At 71.2% G+C, this 20,497-nt stretch carries 19 protein-coding genes; 10 read left to right on the top strand and 9 right to left on the bottom strand.

All coding sequences use genetic code 11. The features are described from left to right. Positions 1-126: 126 nt before the first annotated feature. The 10 genes from QFZ71_RS16605 (at position 127) to QFZ71_RS16560 (ending at position 9,798) form a co-directional block, all read left to right on the top strand. The gene (locus QFZ71_RS16605; RefSeq protein WP_307668992.1) at positions 127-1,551 is read left to right on the top strand and encodes a GH1 family beta-glucosidase; all 1,425 of its coding nucleotides are present in this window, start codon (positions 127-129) and stop codon (positions 1,549-1,551) included. A gap of 957 nt (positions 1,552-2,508) precedes the next feature. Continuing rightward, positions 2,509-3,117, top strand: coding sequence for a DUF417 family protein (locus QFZ71_RS16600; protein ID WP_307668991.1), 609 nt, complete (start codon positions 2,509-2,511; stop codon positions 3,115-3,117). Positions 3,118-3,235: 118 nt separating this feature from the next. Then, positions 3,236-3,661, top strand: a complete 426-nt coding sequence (locus QFZ71_RS16595; RefSeq protein WP_307668990.1) for a hypothetical protein — start codon at positions 3,236-3,238, stop codon at positions 3,659-3,661. Next, complete coding sequence (locus QFZ71_RS16590) at positions 3,661-4,803, top strand: hypothetical protein (protein WP_307668989.1); 1,143 nt, start codon at positions 3,661-3,663, stop codon at positions 4,801-4,803. Before QFZ71_RS16595 ends, QFZ71_RS16590 begins: the two co-directional genes overlap by 1 nt. Beyond that, positions 4,800-5,291, top strand: a complete 492-nt coding sequence (locus tag QFZ71_RS16585) for a hypothetical protein (RefSeq protein WP_307668988.1) — start codon at positions 4,800-4,802, stop codon at positions 5,289-5,291. The genes QFZ71_RS16590 and QFZ71_RS16585 overlap by 4 nt, the downstream gene beginning before the upstream one ends. A 197-nt stretch (positions 5,292-5,488) precedes the next feature. Beyond that, positions 5,489-6,040 (top strand): DUF664 domain-containing protein, encoded by a 552-nt coding sequence (locus tag QFZ71_RS16580; protein ID WP_307668987.1) that lies wholly within the window; start codon positions 5,489-5,491, stop codon positions 6,038-6,040. A 694-nt stretch (positions 6,041-6,734) separates the two neighbouring features. Further along, positions 6,735-7,175, top strand: coding sequence for a hypothetical protein (locus QFZ71_RS16575; protein ID WP_307668986.1), 441 nt, complete (start codon positions 6,735-6,737; stop codon positions 7,173-7,175). Between the two features lie 66 nt (positions 7,176-7,241). Next, complete coding sequence (locus tag QFZ71_RS16570; protein WP_307668985.1) at positions 7,242-7,991, top strand: ATP-binding cassette domain-containing protein; 750 nt, start codon at positions 7,242-7,244, stop codon at positions 7,989-7,991. Beyond that, positions 7,988-9,223 carry a hypothetical protein gene (locus tag QFZ71_RS16565; RefSeq protein WP_307668984.1) on the top strand — a complete coding sequence of 412 codons (1,236 nt, stop codon included), beginning with the start codon at positions 7,988-7,990 and terminating at the stop codon, positions 9,221-9,223. Before QFZ71_RS16570 ends, QFZ71_RS16565 begins: the two co-directional genes overlap by 4 nt. Then, positions 9,220-9,798 carry a hypothetical protein gene (locus QFZ71_RS16560; RefSeq protein WP_307668983.1) on the top strand — a complete coding sequence of 193 codons (579 nt, stop codon included), beginning with the start codon at positions 9,220-9,222 and terminating at the stop codon, positions 9,796-9,798. Before QFZ71_RS16565 ends, QFZ71_RS16560 begins: the two co-directional genes overlap by 4 nt. Positions 9,799-10,203: 405 nt before the next feature. On the opposite strand, the gene QFZ71_RS16555 is transcribed toward QFZ71_RS16560, so the two are convergent. The 9 genes from QFZ71_RS16555 to QFZ71_RS16515 form a co-directional block, all read right to left on the bottom strand. Further along, positions 10,204-11,472, bottom strand: coding sequence for a mannosyltransferase family protein (locus QFZ71_RS16555; RefSeq protein WP_373465199.1), 1,269 nt, complete (start codon positions 11,470-11,472; stop codon positions 10,204-10,206). A gap of 306 nt (positions 11,473-11,778) precedes the next feature. Next, a complete protein-coding gene (locus tag QFZ71_RS16550; protein ID WP_307668981.1) occupies positions 11,779-12,282 on the bottom strand; it encodes a hypothetical protein in 504 nt (167 codons plus the stop codon). Further along, positions 12,275-12,778: a SigE family RNA polymerase sigma factor gene (locus QFZ71_RS16545; RefSeq protein ID WP_307668980.1), complete on the bottom strand. Its 504-nt coding sequence runs from the start codon at positions 12,776-12,778 to the stop codon at positions 12,275-12,277. The genes QFZ71_RS16550 and QFZ71_RS16545 overlap by 8 nt, the downstream gene beginning before the upstream one ends. A gap of 164 nt (positions 12,779-12,942) precedes the next feature. Further along, positions 12,943-15,612 (bottom strand): hypothetical protein, encoded by a 2,670-nt coding sequence (locus QFZ71_RS16540; protein WP_307668979.1) that lies wholly within the window; start codon positions 15,610-15,612, stop codon positions 12,943-12,945. A gap of 56 nt (positions 15,613-15,668) precedes the next feature. Further along, positions 15,669-17,411, bottom strand: a complete 1,743-nt coding sequence (locus QFZ71_RS16535) for an ABC transporter ATP-binding protein (RefSeq protein WP_307671481.1) — start codon at positions 17,409-17,411, stop codon at positions 15,669-15,671. A 130-nt stretch (positions 17,412-17,541) separates the two neighbouring features. Then, complete coding sequence (locus QFZ71_RS16530) at positions 17,542-18,018, bottom strand: lasso peptide biosynthesis B2 protein (RefSeq protein WP_307668978.1); 477 nt, start codon at positions 18,016-18,018, stop codon at positions 17,542-17,544. Next, positions 18,015-18,266: a lasso peptide biosynthesis PqqD family chaperone gene (locus QFZ71_RS16525; protein WP_307668977.1), complete on the bottom strand. Its 252-nt coding sequence runs from the start codon at positions 18,264-18,266 to the stop codon at positions 18,015-18,017. The genes QFZ71_RS16530 and QFZ71_RS16525 overlap by 4 nt, the downstream gene beginning before the upstream one ends. Then, positions 18,263-20,254, bottom strand: coding sequence for an asparagine synthase-related protein (locus QFZ71_RS16520; RefSeq protein ID WP_307668976.1), 1,992 nt, complete (start codon positions 20,252-20,254; stop codon positions 18,263-18,265). Before QFZ71_RS16520 ends, QFZ71_RS16525 begins: the two co-directional genes overlap by 4 nt. A gap of 50 nt (positions 20,255-20,304) precedes the next feature. Further along, positions 20,305-20,427, bottom strand: coding sequence for a keywimysin-related RiPP (locus QFZ71_RS16515; RefSeq protein WP_307668975.1), 123 nt, complete (start codon positions 20,425-20,427; stop codon positions 20,305-20,307). Positions 20,428-20,497: the final 70 nt, after the last annotated feature.

Raw genomic sequence — 20,497 nt, 5'->3', positions numbered from 1 at the left:
TCCTTCGCCCTCCTCCCCTCCTCTCTTCTCCTTTCCGCTCCTCTCCTTCCGCCGTCGGCGTCCGCCCGAACGCCCCTCACTCTCTCCTCGTCATCCCTCCTCCCCTCACTCTGGAGTGTCCGTCTCATGACCGCTGTCGATTCCCGCCCGGCGACCGCCGAGGACGCCCTTCCCGAGACCGGTACGGTGCTCCGCTTCCCGACCGGGTTCCGGTGGGGCACGGCCACCGCCGCGTACCAGATCGAGGGCGGGGCCGCCGAGGACGGCCGTACGCCGTCGATCTGGGACACGTTCAGCCGGACGCCCGGCAAGGTGCGCAACGGCGACACCGGCGACATCGCCGCCGACCATCTGCACCGGATGCCCGAGGACGTCCGCCTGATGAAGGAACTGGGCGTCACCGACTACCGGTTCTCCGTCTCCTGGCCGCGGGTGCAGCCGACCGGCCGGGGCCCGGCGGTCGAACGCGGCCTGGACTTCTACCGCCGGCTGGTGGACGAGCTGCTGGCGGCAGGCATCAGACCGGTCGTGACGCTCTACCACTGGGACCTGCCGCAGGAGCTGGAGGACGCGGGCGGCTGGCCGGAGCGGGACACGGCGCACCGGTTCGCGGAGTACGCGGGCCTGGTGGCGGGGGCGCTGGGCGACCGGGTGCCGACGTGGACGACGCTGAACGAACCGTGGTGCGCGGCGTTCCTCGGGTACGGGAACGGGGTCCACGCCCCCGGCCGCACCGACGACCTGGCGGCCCTGCGCGCCGCCCACCACCTGAACCTGGCGCACGGGGCGGGGGCGCGGGTGCTGCGTGACCGGCTGCCGGAGACGGCGGAGATCTCGCTGACCCTGAACCTGCACGCCCTGCGCCCGCTGAACGACACCGACGCGGACCGGGACGCGGTGCGCCGGATCGACGCGGTGGCGAACCGGATCTTCCTGGACCCGGTCTTCCACGGCAGGCTGCCGCAGGACCTGGTGGCGGACACGGCGGCGGTGACGGACTGGTCGTTCGTGCAGGACGGCGACCTGGAGGTGACATCGACGCCGATCGACTCGCTGGGCATCAACTACTACTCGCCGAGCGTGGTGTCGGCGGGTTCGTCGGGGTCGCCGTCGCCGTGGGCGGGCGCGGAGCGGCACGTGGCGTTCACCCCGGCGGAGGGTCCGCGCACGGCGATGGACTGGCCGGTGGACGCGAACGGCCTGTACGAACTGCTGACCCGGCTGCGCGACGAGTTCCCGGCGCTGCCGGTGCTGGTGACGGAGAACGGGGCGGCGTACGACGACTACGCGGACCCGGAAGGTGACGTGCACGACCCGGAGCGGGTGGCGTACCTGGACGCGCACCTGACGGCGGTGCACCGGGCGATCGCGGACGGGGTGGACGTACGCGGGTACTTCCTGTGGTCGCTGCTGGACAACTTCGAGTGGGCGTACGGGTACAGCAAGCGGTTCGGCATCGTGCACGTCGACTTCGCGTCCCAGCGGCGCACGGCGAAGGACAGCGCGCGCTGGTACGCCGACGTGATCGCGCGCGGCGGCCTGGAGGGCTGACGGCGCGCAGGCCGGAGGTCCGGAGGTCCGGAGGTCCGGAGGTCCGGAGGACAGACCACCGGGGTGCCACCTGGCGGGCCGACGGCCTGGAACCGGGGGTTTCGTGGAGGGTCCGGGATACGTGTCCCGGACCCTCCCGCGTGCCCCGGACCCTCCCGCGTGCCCCGGACCCTCCCGCGTGTCCCGGACCCTCCCGCGTGTCCCGGACCCTCCCGCGTGTCCCGGAATCTCTCGCATGTCCCGGCCCCGCCCGACTGCCCAGGCCCCTCTTGCCCGCACCGGCCCCGCCCGTGGTGGGGCCCTTCCCCGTGGCCGGGTGGACGGGGCGAGTGATGTGCGTTTCGTACCGGAATCGTCCGGGCGGCTTTCGGCCGGATGAATCCCCGGTGGTGTCCGGCGAGTCGGCGGTCGGCGGACCCGGTCGAGGAAGGGCCGCCCGTATGGCCGGAAGAGACCGCGAGCAGACCGACGGCGGAGCCCGCTCCGGGGAGGACCACGAGGCCGACCGGGGAAACAGAGCTGATCAGCAGCGAGGCGCCCCGGAGCCGGTCCGCGTCGGCACCTGGGGCGAAGGTCGCCCGGCCCACGCCGACCGGACGGCCGGACCGGCACCAGCAGGCGCGTACCACACAACTGCGGCCGACCCGCTGCAACTTGGCGCGAATGCATGGCCTCCGACAGCGGTGACGTACCTCACCCCTTGACCTCCTCACCCCCGCCCGTATGGTCTAGACCAAGCAGTGAGAGGCAGTCGGCGGCGGCACCCGAGCCGCCCCTGCCTCGCCCATGTCCCCCGGCCGGCCGCGCCCACCCCCAGCGAAAGGCCCGCATCCCGTGCGCTGAAGCGGCACAGCCGACGCTTCGCCGTACCGCCCCACCAGGCGGGCCCCGCGGACCTGCGCGGACCTGCCCATGCACGCTTCTTCCCACCCCCACGGACACAGCGGGAGATCGCACATGAGGAGCTACACAGCAGAGCCGAGCCTGCCCCCGCCCGGCGGAACCCCCCACGCCCCGCCCCACGCCCCGCTGCACCAGGACGGGGCCGGTCCCGCCGATGAACGGACGCGGGCCACAGCGGCGGCCACCGGCGCACGAGCGCTCCAGTGGCTGGCCGACCACGTCAACACCCACGCGTACGCGCTGCTGAGGGTGACCGTGGGCATCGTCTTCGTCGGCTTCGGCGTCCTGAAGCTGTTCCCCTCGGCGAGCCCGGCGGAACACCTGGCCGTGGACGCGGCGACGAAGATGACGCTGGGCCTGGTACCGGAGACGGTGCTGCTGCTCTCGCTCGCGGCGCTGGAGACGGCCATCGGCATCGGCCTGATCATCGGCCGCCGCCTGCTCCGGCCCGCCCTGATCGCGTTCTTCCTCCACATGGGCGGCGTGTTCTCGACGCTGCTCCTCCTGCCCGACGCCATGTGGCAGCCCCACTCCCCCGCACCGACGATGGAGGGGCAGTACGTCGTCAAGAACGTGGTCCTGGTCGCGGTGTGCCTGGTGGTGGCCGCGCACGAGTGGAACAGCGGGACCGGTCACGACGCCGGCCGGGAGGGGGCGGGCTGAGGCCCCTTGAGGCGACCCAAAGGCACCCCGGGCGCCACAACCGTCTCGTCCGCCCCCTTAGCCTGGGTAAAGGATCGGCCTACGGGGGCGTCCTGACGGATGGAAGAGAACCTCACACATGACCAGGGAACCGGCCGCCGGAAGCGGCGGCGAACCACTGCCCTACGCGCCTCTGCCACCCGGCGCGCGCGGCCCGCTGGACCCGCCGCCGCTCGGAGCCCCTCCTCCGGGCTTCGGGCCCCGGCTCGTCATCGCGGAAGGCATCCTCACCAAGGCGGCGGGAGCGGCCGACCGGATCTTCGACGGCTTCCACCAGCCGGCCCGATCGGTGGACGAGCCGACCGGGAAGGCCGCACGTGAGCTGGCGGGCTGGGAGAGCGCGGCGGCTCTGCGGACCTCGTTGAAGAACTGGCAGAACCAGTCGAAGGCCGCCGAGACGTGGCTGACCCGCATCGCGGAGAGCCTGCGCGCCTCCTCGCACACGTACACCTCGACCAACCAGGGCGTCGATCAGCAGTTCAGCGTTCTGAGGACCTACGGCTGATGCCCGCCTTCTACCGCGAACTGCTCGACACCGACCTCTCGGTCCTGGACAGCCTCGCCGACGCGTGGCGGGACGCCCACACCCGTACGGAGAAGTTGCCGAAGCGGATGATGGACGAGGTCCTCAAGCCGCTGCGGGACAAGGGGTACTGGGAAGGTGCGGCGGCTCCGCACGCCTGGTCGCTGATCGACGACATCGCCCGTCAGCTGGCCGCCGCGAACAAGGTGGCCGAAGCGCTGGCAGGCGTCATCGACGACGCGGTGGCCGACCTCAAGGTCATCCGCCGCGATCTGAAGGATGCGGTGCGGCGGGCCCAGGACCAGGGGCTGGCGGTGGACGCCTCGGGCAGGGTCTCCGGGTACATCACGTCCGAGCAGCAGATCCCCATGGGGCAGCGCGTCCACAGCGCCCGCTACGCCGAACTGGCGCAGGAGGAGATCAACGAGATCGTCCGCCGGGGCATCACCGCGGACCAGGGCCTCTCCATGGCGCTCATGGCGGACGTCGGCCTCGGCGCGTGGTTCAACACCAGCCCCCGGCACAGCTCGATCGACACGACCGACCGGATCAGTGTCGACGAGTACAACGCGTACCACCGCGCGCTGTCGGGGAAGGACCCCTATCCCGAGACCAAGGACGACAGCCCCTACGGACTGGGCCTGGACTACGTCACCGGCATCGGCCCCCGCCACAAGGACTTCACCAACGGTGACCGGATGGCCAACCTGATGCAGTCCATGGAGAGCATGAAGGACATCCGGAAGCAGACGGTCGAGCAGTGGGAGGCGACCGGCGAGAAGGAGGGGCAGGCGGCCTTCTCCATCTCCGCGTCCGGCAAGGTCGAGGCGGGGAAGAAACTGCTCACCGAGGACCTGCCGGCCATCGTCACCAACGACCCCGACCACCTGGGCGAGGCGTTCATGGGCTCGTACAACGTGGACTACGTCGTGCGGGGCACGGATCCTGACGGTTCGCTGGTGGTCGAATACACACTGAACAACACGACCAGCTCGGAATCGGCGCTGCACTACATCGGCTACTACGACTGGCTGAAGTACGCGGAGATCGCCGATGGCCCGATGACGAGCGCGGTCAGCCAGACGGTCACCTGGACCGAACGTATCCCCGGGAGGACATCGTGAACCGCGCCCGGCGGCCGGCCGGCCGCCACCTCCCCGCGGCAGCCGCCCTGGCGGCGCTCTCCCTGTCCCTCACTGCCGGCTGCTCCGAGGCCGCCCGCTGCGGGCCGCCCGCTCTGGACGAGGTCAGCCAGATGGACCTGTACGGCACGTATGCCGGCCCCCACGGGTCCCAGCTCACGCTGACGAACATCGGTGGCACCACCGTCACGTTCACGGCCCGCGACTGGCCCGCCGGGAATGGCGTCGGCATTCTCGCTCAGGACGCTCCCTCCATCGACGGAGAGGGGACGTGGTCGGTGGTGAGCGCCCCCGGCGAGGCCGGGCGCGTCCGCCTGAGCTTCGAGGACCGCGAGGCGGGACAACCGGGGCCGCCCTTGCAGCAGTTGGAGGTCGGCAAGAGCGAGGCGGATACACCACCGATGCTGTTCGCCAAGCTCGGCGACCCGGATGTGTGCCGGGTGTACGAACTGGAACGAGAGAGACAGTGAGGTAGGACCGGCACCGCCGCACTGCTCCCTCGCACCGCTCGACGTACGGACAGCGTCCGACTCGCGTCGCCCACCGGATATCACCGGTCAGCCATCGGCCACGGCGCACAGGGGATCACGCATCGATCGCCGGTCGTCCGTCAGCGTCCGGCCCTGCCCGGCGCAGCTGTCAGCCACGTTCGCTAAGGTCAGCGGCCATGACTGAGAACACCGCCGGGACATGGCCGGAACCTCCCCTCGCCGGCACCGAGGCACGAGCCATCATCGGCGCCCTGGAACGCCAGCGGGCCACCCTGGCCTGGAAGTGCTCCGGCCTGGACGCCTCCGGCCTCCGCACCACCCTCGGTACGTCCACGCTCACCCTGGGCGGCCTCCTCAAGCACCTGGCACACGTGGAGGACAGCCACTTCGCCCGGCTGTGGCTCAACGCCCCGGTCGGCGCGCCCTGGAACACCGTCGACTGGGAGACCACGCCCGACTGGGACTACCGCTCGGCGGCCGACGACACTCCGGAGCAACTCCGCGCGCTCTGGCAGCAATCCGTCACCCGCTCCCGAACCATCGTCGAGGAAGCCCTCGGCAAGGGCGGCCTGGACCAACTGGGCGCCTACACCACCCGAACCGGCGAACGCCCCAACCTGCGCCGCATCCTCCTGGACCTCTTGGAGGAATACGCCCGCCACACCGGCCACGCCGACCTCATCCGCGAATCGATCGACGGGCTGACGGGCGAGGACCCGCCGAGGTGAAGCAGGGGAAGAGGCGTCCGCTTCGCCGAGCGGACGCCATGACTTGCGGTTGTGCGCCCGCCTGAAGCCGTGGCGCCCGATGGGTGTTTCACCCGCGCAGGCGGAAGCGGCCAGAAATTCGGCCAACACCTCTGCCGGGACCGCTGCCGTGGACGCCCACATGGCCCTTTCCTTCCGGTCGGCCTGTGCCCCCGCAGCGGATGAACGCTGTCTCGCGCATCAATGTCGAGGGTCATTCCACAGCAGCCCCACCACAGAGCAGACGGCGGACAGAATTACGGCTACCACCGAACTCCGAACACGCCAGCTTCACAATGAAGGTGCCACTGCACGTTCCTCAAGAAGTAAGCAAAAACGGTCCCTCGGCCACCTGAACCGGCAGGTCACGAACAAGAGTTCCCCGCATGCGCGGAGGTGGCCCATAATCGTCTCGATTCGCCGCGCGAAAGCAGATAGGGTCCCCGCGTGCGCGGGAGTGGCCCCTTGACCACGCCGGGGCCTGCGGATGTCGACCAGTTCCAAGCCATGACCGAAAGTAGCCGTTGATCAATTCCGTCCATCAACTTTACGATCTCACCGTTTGGCATGTGACAGGATCATGGCGCTCCTGTCGGGGCGGGCATGCCTTCCGGGGGAGGGGGACATTCCTCTTTCGCGTGCCCGGATTCGACCCGCGAACGAATGGAATGTACTCGTGAGATCTCTCCACGCGCGTGTCATGACGCTGCGGGCCTCGGCCCGTCGGGCAGCCATAGTGCTGCTCAGCGCCGTCACGATCGTCGGCATATTCTCCGCACCGGCTCAGGCGGGGAGCTGGGACAGCAGCCTGAGCAGCGTCGGCCCGAACTATGAGTCCCGCCGGTGGTACCAGCCGAGTTCCTCCACCGGCACCACGATCAAGTTCACAGGGTGCACGGCGGGAGGGTACACAGTTGTAAACGTCACCCTCTACAAGGTCGTCAACAACTTCCCTGACACGGACTACACCAAGGCTGCATTCACGAAGTGCTTCCAGAGCTCCACGTCGACCTCCACGGGAAACTGGAACGACCACGGGGCCGGAGACTACTACTTCGTCGTCAATGACGGCGGAGGATCATACGTTTCGGTCAAGTACCTGGCCGTTTCCTACTAATCTCACCGTCCCCGGCCTCGCGTCCACCGCGAGGCCGGGGACGAGTCCCGTCGATGAGGTTGACCCATGCCGTTGCACTACCAGTCCTGCACGTTCCGCTACAGCCGCAGGACACGCCCTGTCATCGACAGACTCGACTTGAGTTTCTCGCCGGGCAACACCGTCCTTCTGGGCCCCAACGGAGCGGGGAAGAGCACGCTCCTTGCGCTAGGAGCGAGCGCGCACCTTCCGCTGGAAGGCAAGGTCCGCTTCGGCGAGTTGCAGTCCACCAACACCAGGACTCTGCAGTCCTACCGGCGCAAGATTTCCTGGTTGCCCCAGCGCGCCAGCTTCCTTCCGAGGATGACCTGTCGGGAGCACGTTGCCTACGTCGGCTGGCTCAAGGGGATGCGGGAACGTGACGCCTGGCGTGCCGCTCCCGCAGCGATCGAGCGTGTCGGGCTGACGACAAAGATCAAGGACAAGGTTTCAACCCTCTCGGGAGGGCAACAGCAACGGCTGGCCATTGCCCAGGCGTTGGTGCACGACGCGGAACTCTTGCTTCTCGACGAACCCACGGTAGGCCTGGATCCTGCCCAGCGCCGCCGGTTCCACGACCTGCTCGTCGAGCTGAGAGGTAGTGTGCACGTCATCGTTTCCACACATGACATTGCCGACCTGGATCAGGCCTTCGACGAGGTCGTGGTCCTCGAGAACGGTGCCCCGAGATTTCAGGGCGGCGTAGCCGAATTCGCCAACTATGCCGATCCGGAGAGCGTACCGGGACGACGCCTGGAGAGCGCCTATTCAGCGCTGCTGGGATCGGTGGAACAGTGATCTCTCTCGGGAACCTTCGTGCATCATCCGCGCCCTGGCTGGTCCTCCCGGCGCTCCTCTATCTGAAAAGCTTCGTCACGGAGGGAAATTTCTGGGGAGTTCACGGCTACGGCCTGGTATCGGGCGAGTTCGCCTCGTGGGGCATCACAGCGATCGCTCCGGCAGTAGCCGGGTCCGCCGCCTGGGAAGCCGGCCGCCACCGGCACGTGGAAGACCTGCGGAGGGTCGGCTCCCGAGGTCCGGTACGCCAGTGGTTGTGGGCGTCCCGACCGGTCTTCGCACTGCACCTCGTCCTTGTCGTTGGCGCCCTGATCATGGCCAGGATCGCTGTCGGGGTCTGGCCGAGCGCTTCCGGTCTGCTCGCCGTTGGGCACCTGTTGGTCCTCCCCTGCGCCTGGATAGTCATCGGCTGGGTGGTGGGGCTGCTGTGCCCACGCGCTGTGGCCGCGTTGATCGCTGCGGTCGGCAGCTGGGTGTGGCTGGCGATACCGCAGTCCATGGGTGCCCCGGCATGGCGGCACCTGAACGGCTTCGTCATCGAGAACTCGACCCTCACCGACACTCTGGACCCGCTCGTCTATCTCATTCCCTGGTTGGTCACTGCAGGACTCACTGTGGCCGTCGTGCTCATCGTGGGCGTACGCCGCAGGCCTTGGCTGGTCGTGGCGAGCGTGGCCGTTCTGGCGGCGACGATCATCGCGGGCAGGAACCTGGTATCGGACTGGGGGCACAGCCCGCTCGCGCATGCGCGTGTCGGCCACACCGTATGCGTCGGCAGGTCGCCGACGCTCTGCCTGCCCGAGGAGTACAAGGAGAAGGCCTCCCATCTGCGCCACAGCTCCCTGCCTGCGCTGGAAGACCTGCGAGCCTCTGGCGTGCCCTCGCCCCGAACGCTGCGGCTGGCCTCCGATGACCTCGACCCCGAACCCGGTGTTTGGCCTCTGTACTGGTCGCCGGAGAACAGCACCGAGCAACTCCGCGTCGACCTCGCTCGATCGGCCGTCGCCGGCGTCGCCGCACTGCACGGCATACGTGACTGCCGCCAGCCGTACCTGGCCGACACCTGGGCGCTACTGGTCGTAGGCATAGACGAAGAAGACGTGCGTGCGAGTGTCCCTGAGCAGGACTGGACGCAGGTCCAGCGCATCCGGCAGCTTCCGGACGAGCAGCAGGCCCAGTGGTTCACCAAGGCCGCCCAAGACCAGACCCACTGTGTGGGAGGGACGACGTGAAGCTCTACTTTTCCGTCGTACGACGCTGGTGGACCGTGTCCCTGGCCCTCCTGCTGCTGGCAGTGATCTGCTGGATACTTGGCGGGACGGAAATCCCCGTACCGGCATTTCTTGGCGGCATGGTCAGTACGCGCGTCCAGTACTTCACACCGCTCATCGTCATCGGGACCGTCCTCTACTGCCTTGAGCGCCGTCTGGACGCTCCCGAGAGGACAGCGGTCGTGCGTGTTGACCGCTGGGACCTCGTGGCCATCACAGCCGCTGTGACGGTGTCTCATCTGCTGGGCTTCATCTTGGGCATGGACATCCCACGCAACCTGATGCTGCTCATCGCTGTGGCTCTGGTCGTACGTCGGGTCAGTAACGAGGCAGCAGCCGGTGGAATCTGCCTGCTCCTCCTGTTGATCAGCGCCAGTCTCGGCCGCGCGTTCCACCCTTCCGGGAAGCCGGCAGCTGAGTGGTGGGCTCTCACGCTCTATCCATCCGGGAGCATGCCCGCGTGGATCGCGGCTCTTGTTCTGTTCGGATTGGGGCTACTGGCATCCAGTCGGCACCGAACAACAGCGCGTAGCTGACTCGCGGCGGCACTCAAAACATCGAGTAGCTCCTTCCGGGGCGGCGCCAGCAGACCGAACTGGCCCGCCGTCATCGACCGCCCCGCCTTCGGCGGAACATCACCGAGACCTGCACGGAGTGTTACCGGCTCGCAGGCACCAGAGCGGCCCGAGAGCAGGACGCCACTGGCCGGCTCCAGCATTGGCACGCTGATGCGTGCGCTGCTCAGCACCACCATCGTGAGGTGGGGGTCACTGAGCTGTGCGATGGATGCGGTCACCCTCCAACGTTCCAACTCGTCCTCAGCCCACACCAATCAGTTCGCCGCCATCGGGCCTGCTCAGGGGGAAGCCGCCGTCCGCTCGACAGCCGACGGCGAGCGCAGGCGCGGCAGGCAACGGTCAGCGGACGGTGCATCGCCTCGCTCACCCCGCCCATCTCCCCGTCAGGAACGTCAGCGCGACCAGCGTGGTCACCGGGGCCGCCACGCACAGGTACACCGTTCTGAACCACGGCCGGCTCAGGCTCAGCGCCGCCAGGCCGATCCACAGCGGCCACCACAGCAGTGTCGCGCGCGGGATGGACGTGTACCAGTACGACGTGCCGAGCGCCCACAGGCTGAGGGCCACGTACACCGCCTCGGGCCAGCGGCGCCGGTACAGGAGTACGGCCGCCAGTGCGAGGCCGACCAGCATCGCCGCCAACTCCGCCTGGAACATGAGGGCGTAGCCCGTCGTCTGCGTCCGGCCGAACGCCCCGGCCCATGTGTTCCCCCACGCCTCCCAGGGCGTGTGGAACGTTCGGTACCAGCCGCGTTCCTGCGCGTGCTTCCACGCCATCCAGTCACCGGTGTGCGTGTGGAGGTACCAGCTGTACGCGGCCGGGGGCAGCGCCGGAAGCAGGGTCCAGCCCGCCGCCCGCCGGCTCCTCCGCCTCTCCCGCTCCCGTGCCGCCGTCAGGAGGAACAGCAGCCCGATGGCCGCCGCGAGGAACAGGCCGCTGATCCGTACCGTCGTCCCCAGCGCGGTCAGCACGGCGGCGAGCGCCCAGCGGTGCTTCATCGCCGCCAGCCAGGCGGGCAGCGCACACGCGAGGAACAGCGCCTCCGTGTAGCCCGCCGCCAGGAACACCGCGCAGGGGGAAAGGAGGAAGAAGAGGGCTGTGCGGGAGCCCGCCGCGCCCTCCGGCAGGTACGCCCGCGCGATACGGGCCAGGGCCACGACCGCCACGGCCCCCGCGACGAACGAGATCAGCAGACCGGCCGCCGTCCAGTCCGGGACGGCCGTGTGCACGGCCCGGAGGACGAGGGGGTAACCGGGGAAGAACGCCTCCCGGTTGTCCCAGCCGCTGGTCCACGGGCCCGCGCCCGCCGGGAAGTAGCCGTCGCGCGCTATGTGGAGGTAGTGGTTCGCGTCCCACTGCTGGAAGGGCGCCAGGACCGGGGCCGCCTCCCGTGCGCCGGACTGGGCGGGGAACAGCCAGCGGGCGAGGTGGGCCGTGAGCCACAGGGATAGGCGCGTCAGGAGGTAAAGCCCCAGCACGGTGCGGTCGGCGGGGGTCAGCCGCGCCGCCACCCGGCGCAGCCACCCCACCCGAGGACCGGGTCCGGGGCCGGGCCCGGGGCCGGGGCCGCCGCCCGCAGCAACTCCCCCACCCTCGGGCGGCGCGAGGAGTCCCCAGCCCTCGGGCGGCACGGCAGGCTGCCGGCCTTCGGTGCGCATGGAGTACCGGGGCTCGGGGGCCGCCGCCGGGTGGGAGTCGGGTAGCCGTGGGCCGGGGGAGAGCGTGGTCAACTCGGGCACCTTTCGGGCGCGCCTCACGGAGACGCCGAGGCGTAGGCGTACGGGACCGCCCGGGGAAGCCGCCGGGGCACGGGGAGAGGAAGCGGGAGAGATGGGAAGGAGAGGGGAAGGGGAAGGAGAGCGCTGCCTGTCCCCATCTGAGTCAAGATCGGGATCAGGACCGGATCGACGCCGACGCCGACGCCGACGCCGCCGGAGTCAGTTCATCGACTCGGCCCCATCCGACATCGCCGAAGCCGTCGCCGAAGCCGTGGCCGTCGGCGGGGTCTGCGGCGACGCTGTCCTGCTGATGCCGGCACTCGTCCGCGTGGGCCGTCCGTCCGGGCGACCCGACGGATCCTCCGCCCCCGTACTCCCCGCACTCCCCGTACTCCTCGGTCCGCCGGGGAACGTCCTGGTCGGTGACGGTGACGTCGGAGGATGGGTCGGTGAGCGGTCGGAGGGTACGGGGGACGGGTAGCTGGGCGTCGGGCTCGTGGCGGGGGCGACCGGTTCCGGCCGTACCGGCAGCAGGCCCACCGCCGCCGCGCCGCCCCCGCCGACGACCAGGCAGACGCCCACCGCGACCACGGCCATCCGGCGGCGCTGGGCGCGCATGCCGCGCCGGGTGATCCCCGCCGCGTCGTCCGCGCCAACGCGGATCTGTCCGAACTCGCCGGCCTCCCGGAACAGGGACCGCAACGGATCCCGCCGTTCAGACATCACGTGCCTCCTCGATGCGGGGGTCCTGCAACCGGTGGGCGAGCGCCGCCCTGCCGCGGACCAGATGCGTCTTGATCGTGCTGGTGGAAAGCCCGGTCTCCCCGGCGATCTGCTCGACCGTGAGGTCGCACAGGTAGTGCAGGGTCAGGGTCCGCCGCTGCTGCGCGGGCAGTTCCCGGAGCGCGGCGACCAGCGCCACATGGTCCGGGCCCGGCGGCGCGACATGCTCCGGGAACTGCGCGCTCCCCCGGCCCCACGCGTCCGCCGAACGCCGCCGGAAACGCCAGCGGCTCACCGCGAGACGCCAGGCGACCGTACGGATCCACGCCTCGGGCTGCCCCTCGCGCTCCAGCCGCCCGCGCCGGACCCACGCCTTGACGAAGGCTTCCTGCACGACGTCCTGCGCCTCCTGGAGGTCACCGGTCATCACGTACAGCTGGCCTGTGAGACGCGCGACCGCCCGGGCGTAGAACTCTTCGAACTCCTCGACGGTCAAAAGTCGCTCCCGGATCTTTCGCTTCACCGGGTATACGCCCGGCGAGCGGGATCCGGTCGACACGACCCCCGAGGACATCCGAGTGACAGTCGTCACAGCACCGGAAGGTCCATCGCGGGCGCCCCGGACCGGAGGGGGCACCCGTACGGTGACGCCCGTACGGCCTACGCCTCCGCGCCCTCCGCCGCGTCGAGGACTCTCCGCACCGCCGCCAGCACCGACTCGTCGCTGAGGACGGCGCGCCACTGGCCGTGGCTGACCGGGCGCTCATCGGTGTCGAGCAGGTACCGCACCCGTGGGGCCGCGTCCGCCGCGCAGGCCGGGTCGGCCGTGGCGACCTCGGCGAGAAGGTCCAGGGGTTCGACGATCGTGGGCGGGTAGCCGCCGGGCGGGCAGATCCGCACCAGCTCGACCAGAACCGGGGCGATCCGCCGCCCGTCCCGAGTCAGCTCCCACAGGGCCCGGAGGACCTTCAGCGCCTCGGAGCGGCAGTCGCCCTCGACACGCGCCCGCGCGGTGGCGTACAGCCGCTCCGCCACCTGGTCAGCCACGGGCGGATGCGTGGCGGCGACCTCGGCGAGCAGGAGCAGGGGCCCGACGCCTCCCGGAGTCGCGTACGCCTGCCGCGCGCTGGTCGCGGTCAACTCCAGCAGCGCGGGCACGACTTCGTCCGCATCGCCGGTCACCCGCCACAGGGCCCGAGCCGTCTCCACGGCTCCCTTCGGCGTGGAGGACGGGTGGCGGGGCTTCTCGCGGAGAGCTTCCCGGAACAGTCCGCGCAGCCAGTCCACCGCACCGGACGCGAGCGGCCCCAGCGCCGCACAGGCGCGAACGCGGTCCCGGTCGGTGGCCGTGGCGCCCAGCCCGCCGAACGGGCCACGGCTCTCCCCGGCGGTGTCCAGCACGTCCAGCACGGCCAACAAGGGTTCGCCGTCGCCGGTCAGGGCGAAGTGGACGAACGGGTCGACCCGCGTGGTGTCCGGCCAGAACCGCGGCGGGCCCAGTCGTTCCCGCAGCCGGTCACGGTGGGCCGCCGCGACGGGGCCCGCGTCCAGCAGGCTCAGGGCCTGCACCGCCACGGTCCACGGCTCGCCCTCGCCCTGTCCCTGGCCCTCGCCCTGTCCCTCGCCGTCACCCTGGCCCTGCCCCTCGCCCTGTCCCTGGCCCTCGCCGTCGCCCTGTCCCTCGCCGTCGCCCTGCCGCTCGCCCTCGTTCTCGTTCTCGTTCTCGTTCTCGTCCAACAGCTCGACCAGCCGCTCGACCACGGGGGCTCCCTCAAGGTGCCACCGCCGCACGATCGCGTAGTACGCGCCCTGTTCGGAGGACGGGGCGGACCTGGCCCGCGCCAGCAGAGGGCCGAGGAGCACCCCGGCGTGAGCACCGAACAGACGCAGAGCTTCCGGGTAGTTGAGGTCGCTCTCCTCCCAGGCGCAGGTGGAGGTGGTGGGGGGCCACACCGCGAACCCCATGGACCGGCCGGACAGCAGCCCGGCGACCAGCGGTGCCAGGCACCGCTCGTCCCCCATCCGGCTCAGCGCCCACACCGCGTACCGCCGCGCGGGCTCGTACGGTTCGTCCTCCTCGGCGAGGTGCGCCGCCACCCGGTCGGCCCAAGGGCGGGCCGCGGCACCGCACATGGCGAGGAGTCGCAGAGCGAAGGCACGGTTCGCCGGGTCGGCCGTGTCGATGAGCTGGGCCACGTCCGGCAGGAGTTCCGGTACGGCCGAACGCCACCCGGACATCAGGGCCGCCGCGATCCGCAGACCGCCCTCGTGGTGGGCGGCGGTCTCCTGGCGCAGCAGTCCCCGCGCGAGAACGAGCCGCCCCGGCAGGTCGCCGTCGAGTTGCGCGTCCGCGGCGGTGACCCGCTCGACGTACGAAGAGCGGGAGCCCCGGTGGCGGGGGGCGTCGGAGAGTGACGGTCCGAGCAGCACATCGGCGGTGGTCCGGGCGTACGCCGGGTCCGGGTGGCCGGGCAGGACACGGCGCAGCGCGACGACCGCGGACAGCCGGACATCGTGCCCGTACTGTTCGTACCAGGCGAGCCACACGTCGATGTCGCCGTCGATGTCGGGCTCCTCGCGCTTCCCGGTGTCGCCCATCCTCTGCCGCAGCCAGGAGATGGCCTCCTCGCGCCGGTCGACCGCGTGGCCGGCGAGTTCGCCCACCGCGAGCACGAGTTGCTCGGCCACCGACCGGTTCGGTTCGCAGGCGAAACGGTCCCGGATGCCGTCGATGACGTCGTCCGCCCGGTCGGTGGCCCGTGCGAGAACCGACACCACCCCGATCCGTACATCTTCGTCGTCGGCGGCGAGCTGCGGCAGCAGCGCGTCGACAGCCCGGCCCCAGGCCGCGGGCCAGGTGGCGGGAGCGGTGGGCCGCCACCCGCCGAGCTTCGGATCGGGCCGGGCGGTACGGGCGGTGTTCCCCGCGCGGGCGAGCACGGCGAGCGTGGCCAGGATCTGCGAACGCACCTTCACGACCGGGTCCTGTACCGCCTGGACGAGGAACGGAAGCACCTCGGGGGCCGCGGGCCGCACCGAACTGCCGTCGCCGCAGCACGCGAAGTGGAGGTCGGCGCAGGCGTCTGCGGCCGTCCGCCGGTCGGGCGACCAGAGCCGTACCAGGAGGTCCGGCCCGTACGGCCCGAAGCCGTGGGGATCGGCCGGATCGACCACCAGCGACCAGTCGACCTCCGCGGCGAACCGGGCGGTCAGCTCCACGCCCGGACCGCGCGTGACAGCCGGGGAATCCGTGTCCTCCGCGCCCGCACCGCGCGTGACAGCCGGGGAATCCGTGTCCTCCGCGCCCTCGTCCCTCTCCGCCCTCGCCACGCCCCATGCCCTCCCTCAGCTGCGCTCACTCCGCCGGGCCGCCGCCCGGCGGCCCCTCACCGCGCGTCCGCCGCCAGCTGGGTCGTCGCCAGTTCGCGGTACAGCTCGTCCTCGACGATCAGCTCGTCATGCGTGCCCGCGCGGCGGACCCGGCCCTCCTCCAGGACCACGATGCGGTCCGCGTGCCGGACCGTGGACAGGCGGTGCGCGATGACCAACACCGTCGTCTGTTGCGCCAGTTCGAGGATGACGTCCCGGAGGGCCTGTTCGTTGACCGCGTCCAGCTGCGAGGTCACCTCGTCGAGCAGCAGCAGGCGGGGGCGGCGCAGCAGCGCCCGAGCGATGGCGATGCGCTGGCGCTCACCGCCGGAGAGAGTGACGCCCCGGTGGCCGACCGCCGTGTCCAGTCCCTCGGGCAGCCGCTCGACCAGGGTGTCCAGCCGCGTGCGGGCGACCGCCGACACCAGCGCCCCTTCGTCGGCGTCCGGGGCGGCGAAGAGCAGGTTCTCCCGCAGCGTCCCGGCGAGGACCGGCGCGTCCTGTTCCACGTACGCCAGTGCGCCCCGCAGTTCGGCCAGCGGCCAGTCCCGGATGTCCCGGCCGTCCACGGTGATCGTGCCGCCGTCGTGGTCGTAGAACCGTTCCAGCAGGCTGAACACCGTGGACTTGCCCGCACCCGACGGGCCCACCAGCGCCACCATCCCGCCCGCCGGCACATCGAACGTGACGCCCCGGTGGGCGGGGGCGCGCTCGTCCCCGTAGCCGAAGGCCACGTCCTGGAACGCGACGCCGAGCGGTGTCGCGGGGGCCTGGTCCCGTACGAGCGCGGGGGCGGTCTGCTGCCGTACGGGCGCGGGGGGCGTGGCCGGTTCGCCGGGCAGCGACTCCACCTCGTCGATCCTGCGCACCGCCGCAAGCCCGCTCTGCAGGCCCGTCCAGCCCTCGACCAGGCCGCCGATCGGGCCCATCAGGTAGAAGAGGTACAGCAGGAACGCGATCAGCGACGATATCTCCAGCGAACCGGAGGCGACCCGTGCGCCGCCCACGCCGAGCACCGCCAGGAACGCCAGCTGGATCGACATCATCATCGTGACGTCGGAGACCGAGGACCACCGCGCCACCGCGACGCCCCGGTCGTGCGCGTGCCGGGCCGCCGCTGCCACGGCCGCCGTCTCCCGCTCCTCCGCCCCGCTCGCCTTGACCGTACGGAACGCCTGGAGCACCCGGTCCAGCGCCGCGCCCATCGCGCCCACGGCCTCCTGCGCCCGGAGCTGGGCCCGCTGGATGCGCGGCATCAGCAGGGACGTCACGGCCCCGATGCCGACGATCACGACGAGGGTCACGCCGAGCAGCGTCAGGTCCATGTACGCCATGAAGGCGATCGTGCCGAGCAGCATCAGCACGCTGTTGAACGATTCGACCAGACCGCTGGAGAGGACCGTGCGCAGCAGGGTCGTGTCACTGGTGACGCGCGACTGGAGGTCGCCCGGAGTCAGCCGGTCCACCGCCGGGACCGTCAACCGCATGATGCGGCCCACGAGTTGGTCGCGTGCCCGCAGGACGACGCCTTCTCCCGTACGGGCCATGAGATAGCGCCCGTACGCGGAGAGGCAGGCCCCGGCCAGCACGAGCGCGGTCAACGCGACGAGCGGGCCCACGGGCGAGCGGTCGGCGGCGAACGCGTCCACCGCGTACTTCGCCGTCAACGGCATCGCCAGCCCCGCCCCGGACCCGGCGAGCGAGAGCAGGCCGGCGCGGACGAGAACGCCCCGGTGCGGACGGACGCGGGAGAGGAGCAGGCGGAGAGGGGAGGGTGCGGGCGAGGAGGCGGGGGCGGGGCTGCCGGGGGCCCCGGACTCGTCCGCAGGCCCGTCCCCAGCGTCGTCGTCGGCCCTGACCTGCGGTTCGGGCCCGCGCGGCTCCCCGTCGTCAGCGGGCTCGTTCCGCCCCGCGCCGGTCGTCGTCCCCGCGGCCGTGCTCACCCGGACCCCCTCCGTCTGCCGTCACCACCATCAAGGGACGCAGATCGGCCGGTTCCGCCTGCTCCCCGACCGTACGACCCCCCGCCTGCACCCAAGCATGCGGGGCGAACGGCGGTGCCGCCCGCACCCCCGCGCACCAGTCGGGCCAGACGCCCGACATCCGGCAGGCCAGGGCGATGGCGACCGAACGCGGCAGACAGCCGTAACGGCCCGCGCAGCGGCGGCTGGTGGACACCACCGCCTCGAACACCTCCAGCGTCTCCGCGTACGTGGCGGGACGCGCGCCCCGCGCACACGCGGCCAGCACCCGGCGCAGCCGTCCCGGCTTGAGGCGGGCCAGGACGAACGCGGCGGCGATGGCCGTACGCAGCCGTATCCCGCCCGCCCCCGCGCCCCGGCGCGGCATCGTCATCTCGGTGGTCATGCGTGCAGGATCTTCGCCTCGACGAGCTGACGGGTCAGCTCCGCGACATCCGACTCCGCCTCGGCGCGCTCGACGTCGAAGGCCGCGACGATCCGCTCGACGGCGGTCTCGGGCCCGTGCCCGGCGGCCAGCGTGTCGACGACGATGACGCTGGTGTCGTTCAACTGCCAGTAGCTGCCGTCGTTCTCGTCGAGGAGCACGCCGCCGTACTCGGTGGTGGTGACGGCGATGCCTTTTCTGAGCTTCACAGGGATGCCTCGCTGGTACGGGTACGGGTAGGGGCAGGGGTTCGATGGGACAGGGACGCCGGCCAGGCGTTCTCGGCCGTGCGGAGCCAGGTCTCCCCGGCCACGGTGGAGCCGATGGAGTGCTCGACCAGGACCGGCGAGAAGGGTTCGGCGGCGAGCCGGAGCAGGTGGCGGGCATCGACCAGGCCGCGTTCGGCGAGCCGGGAGCCGGTCCACAACGCGGCGAGTTCCGGGCCGTGTTCGCGCAGGCCCTGGTGTTCGTCGGAGGACATGTGGTCCTTCGTGGTCCGGGCCAGCAGCGCGTCCGGGACCACGCCGCGCATGGCCTCGACGAGCAGCGGCTTGTAGCGCCAGGGGCTGATCCGGTCCGGAAGGCGTACGGCGAGGGTCGCCTCCAGGACGCGGTCGTCGTAGAAGGGGGCGGCGACCGGCAGGCCGATCGTCGTGCCGATGTCCTCCATCGCCTGGAAGTGCCGGGCCCCCATGCGTACCGCGTCGATGTCGACGTGCCGCCCGCGCCACGGGTCGATCGGCTCGGCGTGCTCGGCGGCGGCCCGGAACTCCTCGGTGATCAGGGCGTTGGCGTGCTCGGTGAACCAGGGGCGCAGGGACTGCCGTACGCCCCAGGAGAGCAGCGGGGTCCTGGCCACCGGCTGGGGTTCGACGGTGACGGCTCCGGCGAGCCAGCGGCGGAAGCCGGACCGGTCCAGCAGCGCCTTCACCGTGGGCAGGAGCGGCCAGCCGAACTGGTGGCGCAGACCGCTGAGGTGGTTCCAGGCGGTGAACGGGTTCCCGTGGAAGAGGTCCTGGTAGGCGTGGGGCAGGCCGAGGAAGAGTTCGTCGCCGCCGTAGCCGGTGAGGTGGTAGCGGGATCCGGTGGCGTGGGCACGGCCGAGGAGGAGGTCCGCACGGGCCCGGCCGGGGGCGACCGGGAGTGGTTCGTCGTTCAACTCGGCGGCGCAGGACGCCAGATCGGCGTAGAAGTAGGGGGCGTCGCCGGCGGGGATGACACGGTGGTCCAGGGTGGCCGCGCGGCGGTCGGCGGTGGAGGCCGCGTGTCCGGCCGGGGCCGGAGCCGTGCCGCGATCGTCCTGCCCGGCCAGCTCCACCGCCCGCCGTGCCCAGGTCTCGTCCTCGCTGTAGCGGTCGCGGGCGGCGACGGTGAGCAGCGAGAGCCGCTGCGGACCGGTCGCACGGGCGGCGAAGGTGAGGGAGGTGGAGTCCAGGCCCCCGGACAGTTCGCAGCTGATCCGGTCCAGGCCGCCGACATGGGCTCGTACGGAGGCGGCGATGGCCTCACCGAGGGCCCGTGCGCCCTCGGCCAGCGGGAGTTCGGGGGCCGGCGGCTCCCACCAGCGGTGCTCCGTGGGGCCGGGGAGGGCGGCCGTGCCCGGTGCTGCGACCGGCAGGGTCAGGCCGTACCCGGCGCCGGTCTCGTGCACCCCGCGCCACACGACACGGCGGCTGAGGGGGTGCGGCAGGAAGTCGAGCATGCGCAGGGCGAGCGCTCCGTCGTCCAGAGGCGCGTCGATCAGCCGGGCGAGGGCGGCCGGGCGGTCGGAGGCGATGGTTCCGGCCTCCGGGTGCCGGGCGTGGTAGATCCGGCGCAGCCCGGAGGCGGTGCCCCTGATCCAGGTCTGCCCGCAGAGCTGGGCGATCACGTGGTGCAGGCCGGGCAGCCGGGCCAGGCGGCGCTCCAGGCCGGTACGGTCGCGGGCGCCCTCCAGCAGGCCGGAGAGTACGGCCTCGGGAACGCGGTCGGGCCCGATGAGCACGAGGGCGTCGTCGCCCCGGCGGAGGTGGCTCACCTTGCGGAACGCCGGACGGGCGACGATCCAGGGCCGGCCTGACGGGTGGGCGACGGTCAGAACGTCGCCCCCCGTCGCGGCCGGCCCGGCCGACTCCTGCGCGGGAAGCCGCCCGGCCACCGCCGCGCCCGCCGCGCTGTCCGGCAGAACGACGAAGTAGTCACGCAGATGGCCGGGCATGTTCACCTTCCGGAAGTTCTCATACGTCGCACAGGAATCCGAGGTCCGGTTTAGACGAAACGGCGGACCCAGTACTCCTTGTACGAGCCGTAGAAGTAACCGGCGGTCTTCTTCGAGAAGTCGCCCTGCTTGAACAGCGACGGCTTCACGTAAGCCTTCTTCTGCTGCTTCATGAGACCTTCCCTTCTGTGTGAATGGAAACCGTAATGACCACTTTGCGCCTGCATAACTGACGTTATTCAT

Source organism: Streptomyces sp. V2I9, assembly GCF_030817475.1.
Classification (GTDB): domain Bacteria; phylum Actinomycetota; class Actinomycetes; order Streptomycetales; family Streptomycetaceae; genus Streptomyces.
This window is presented reverse-complemented; position numbering and strand designations above follow the sequence as displayed.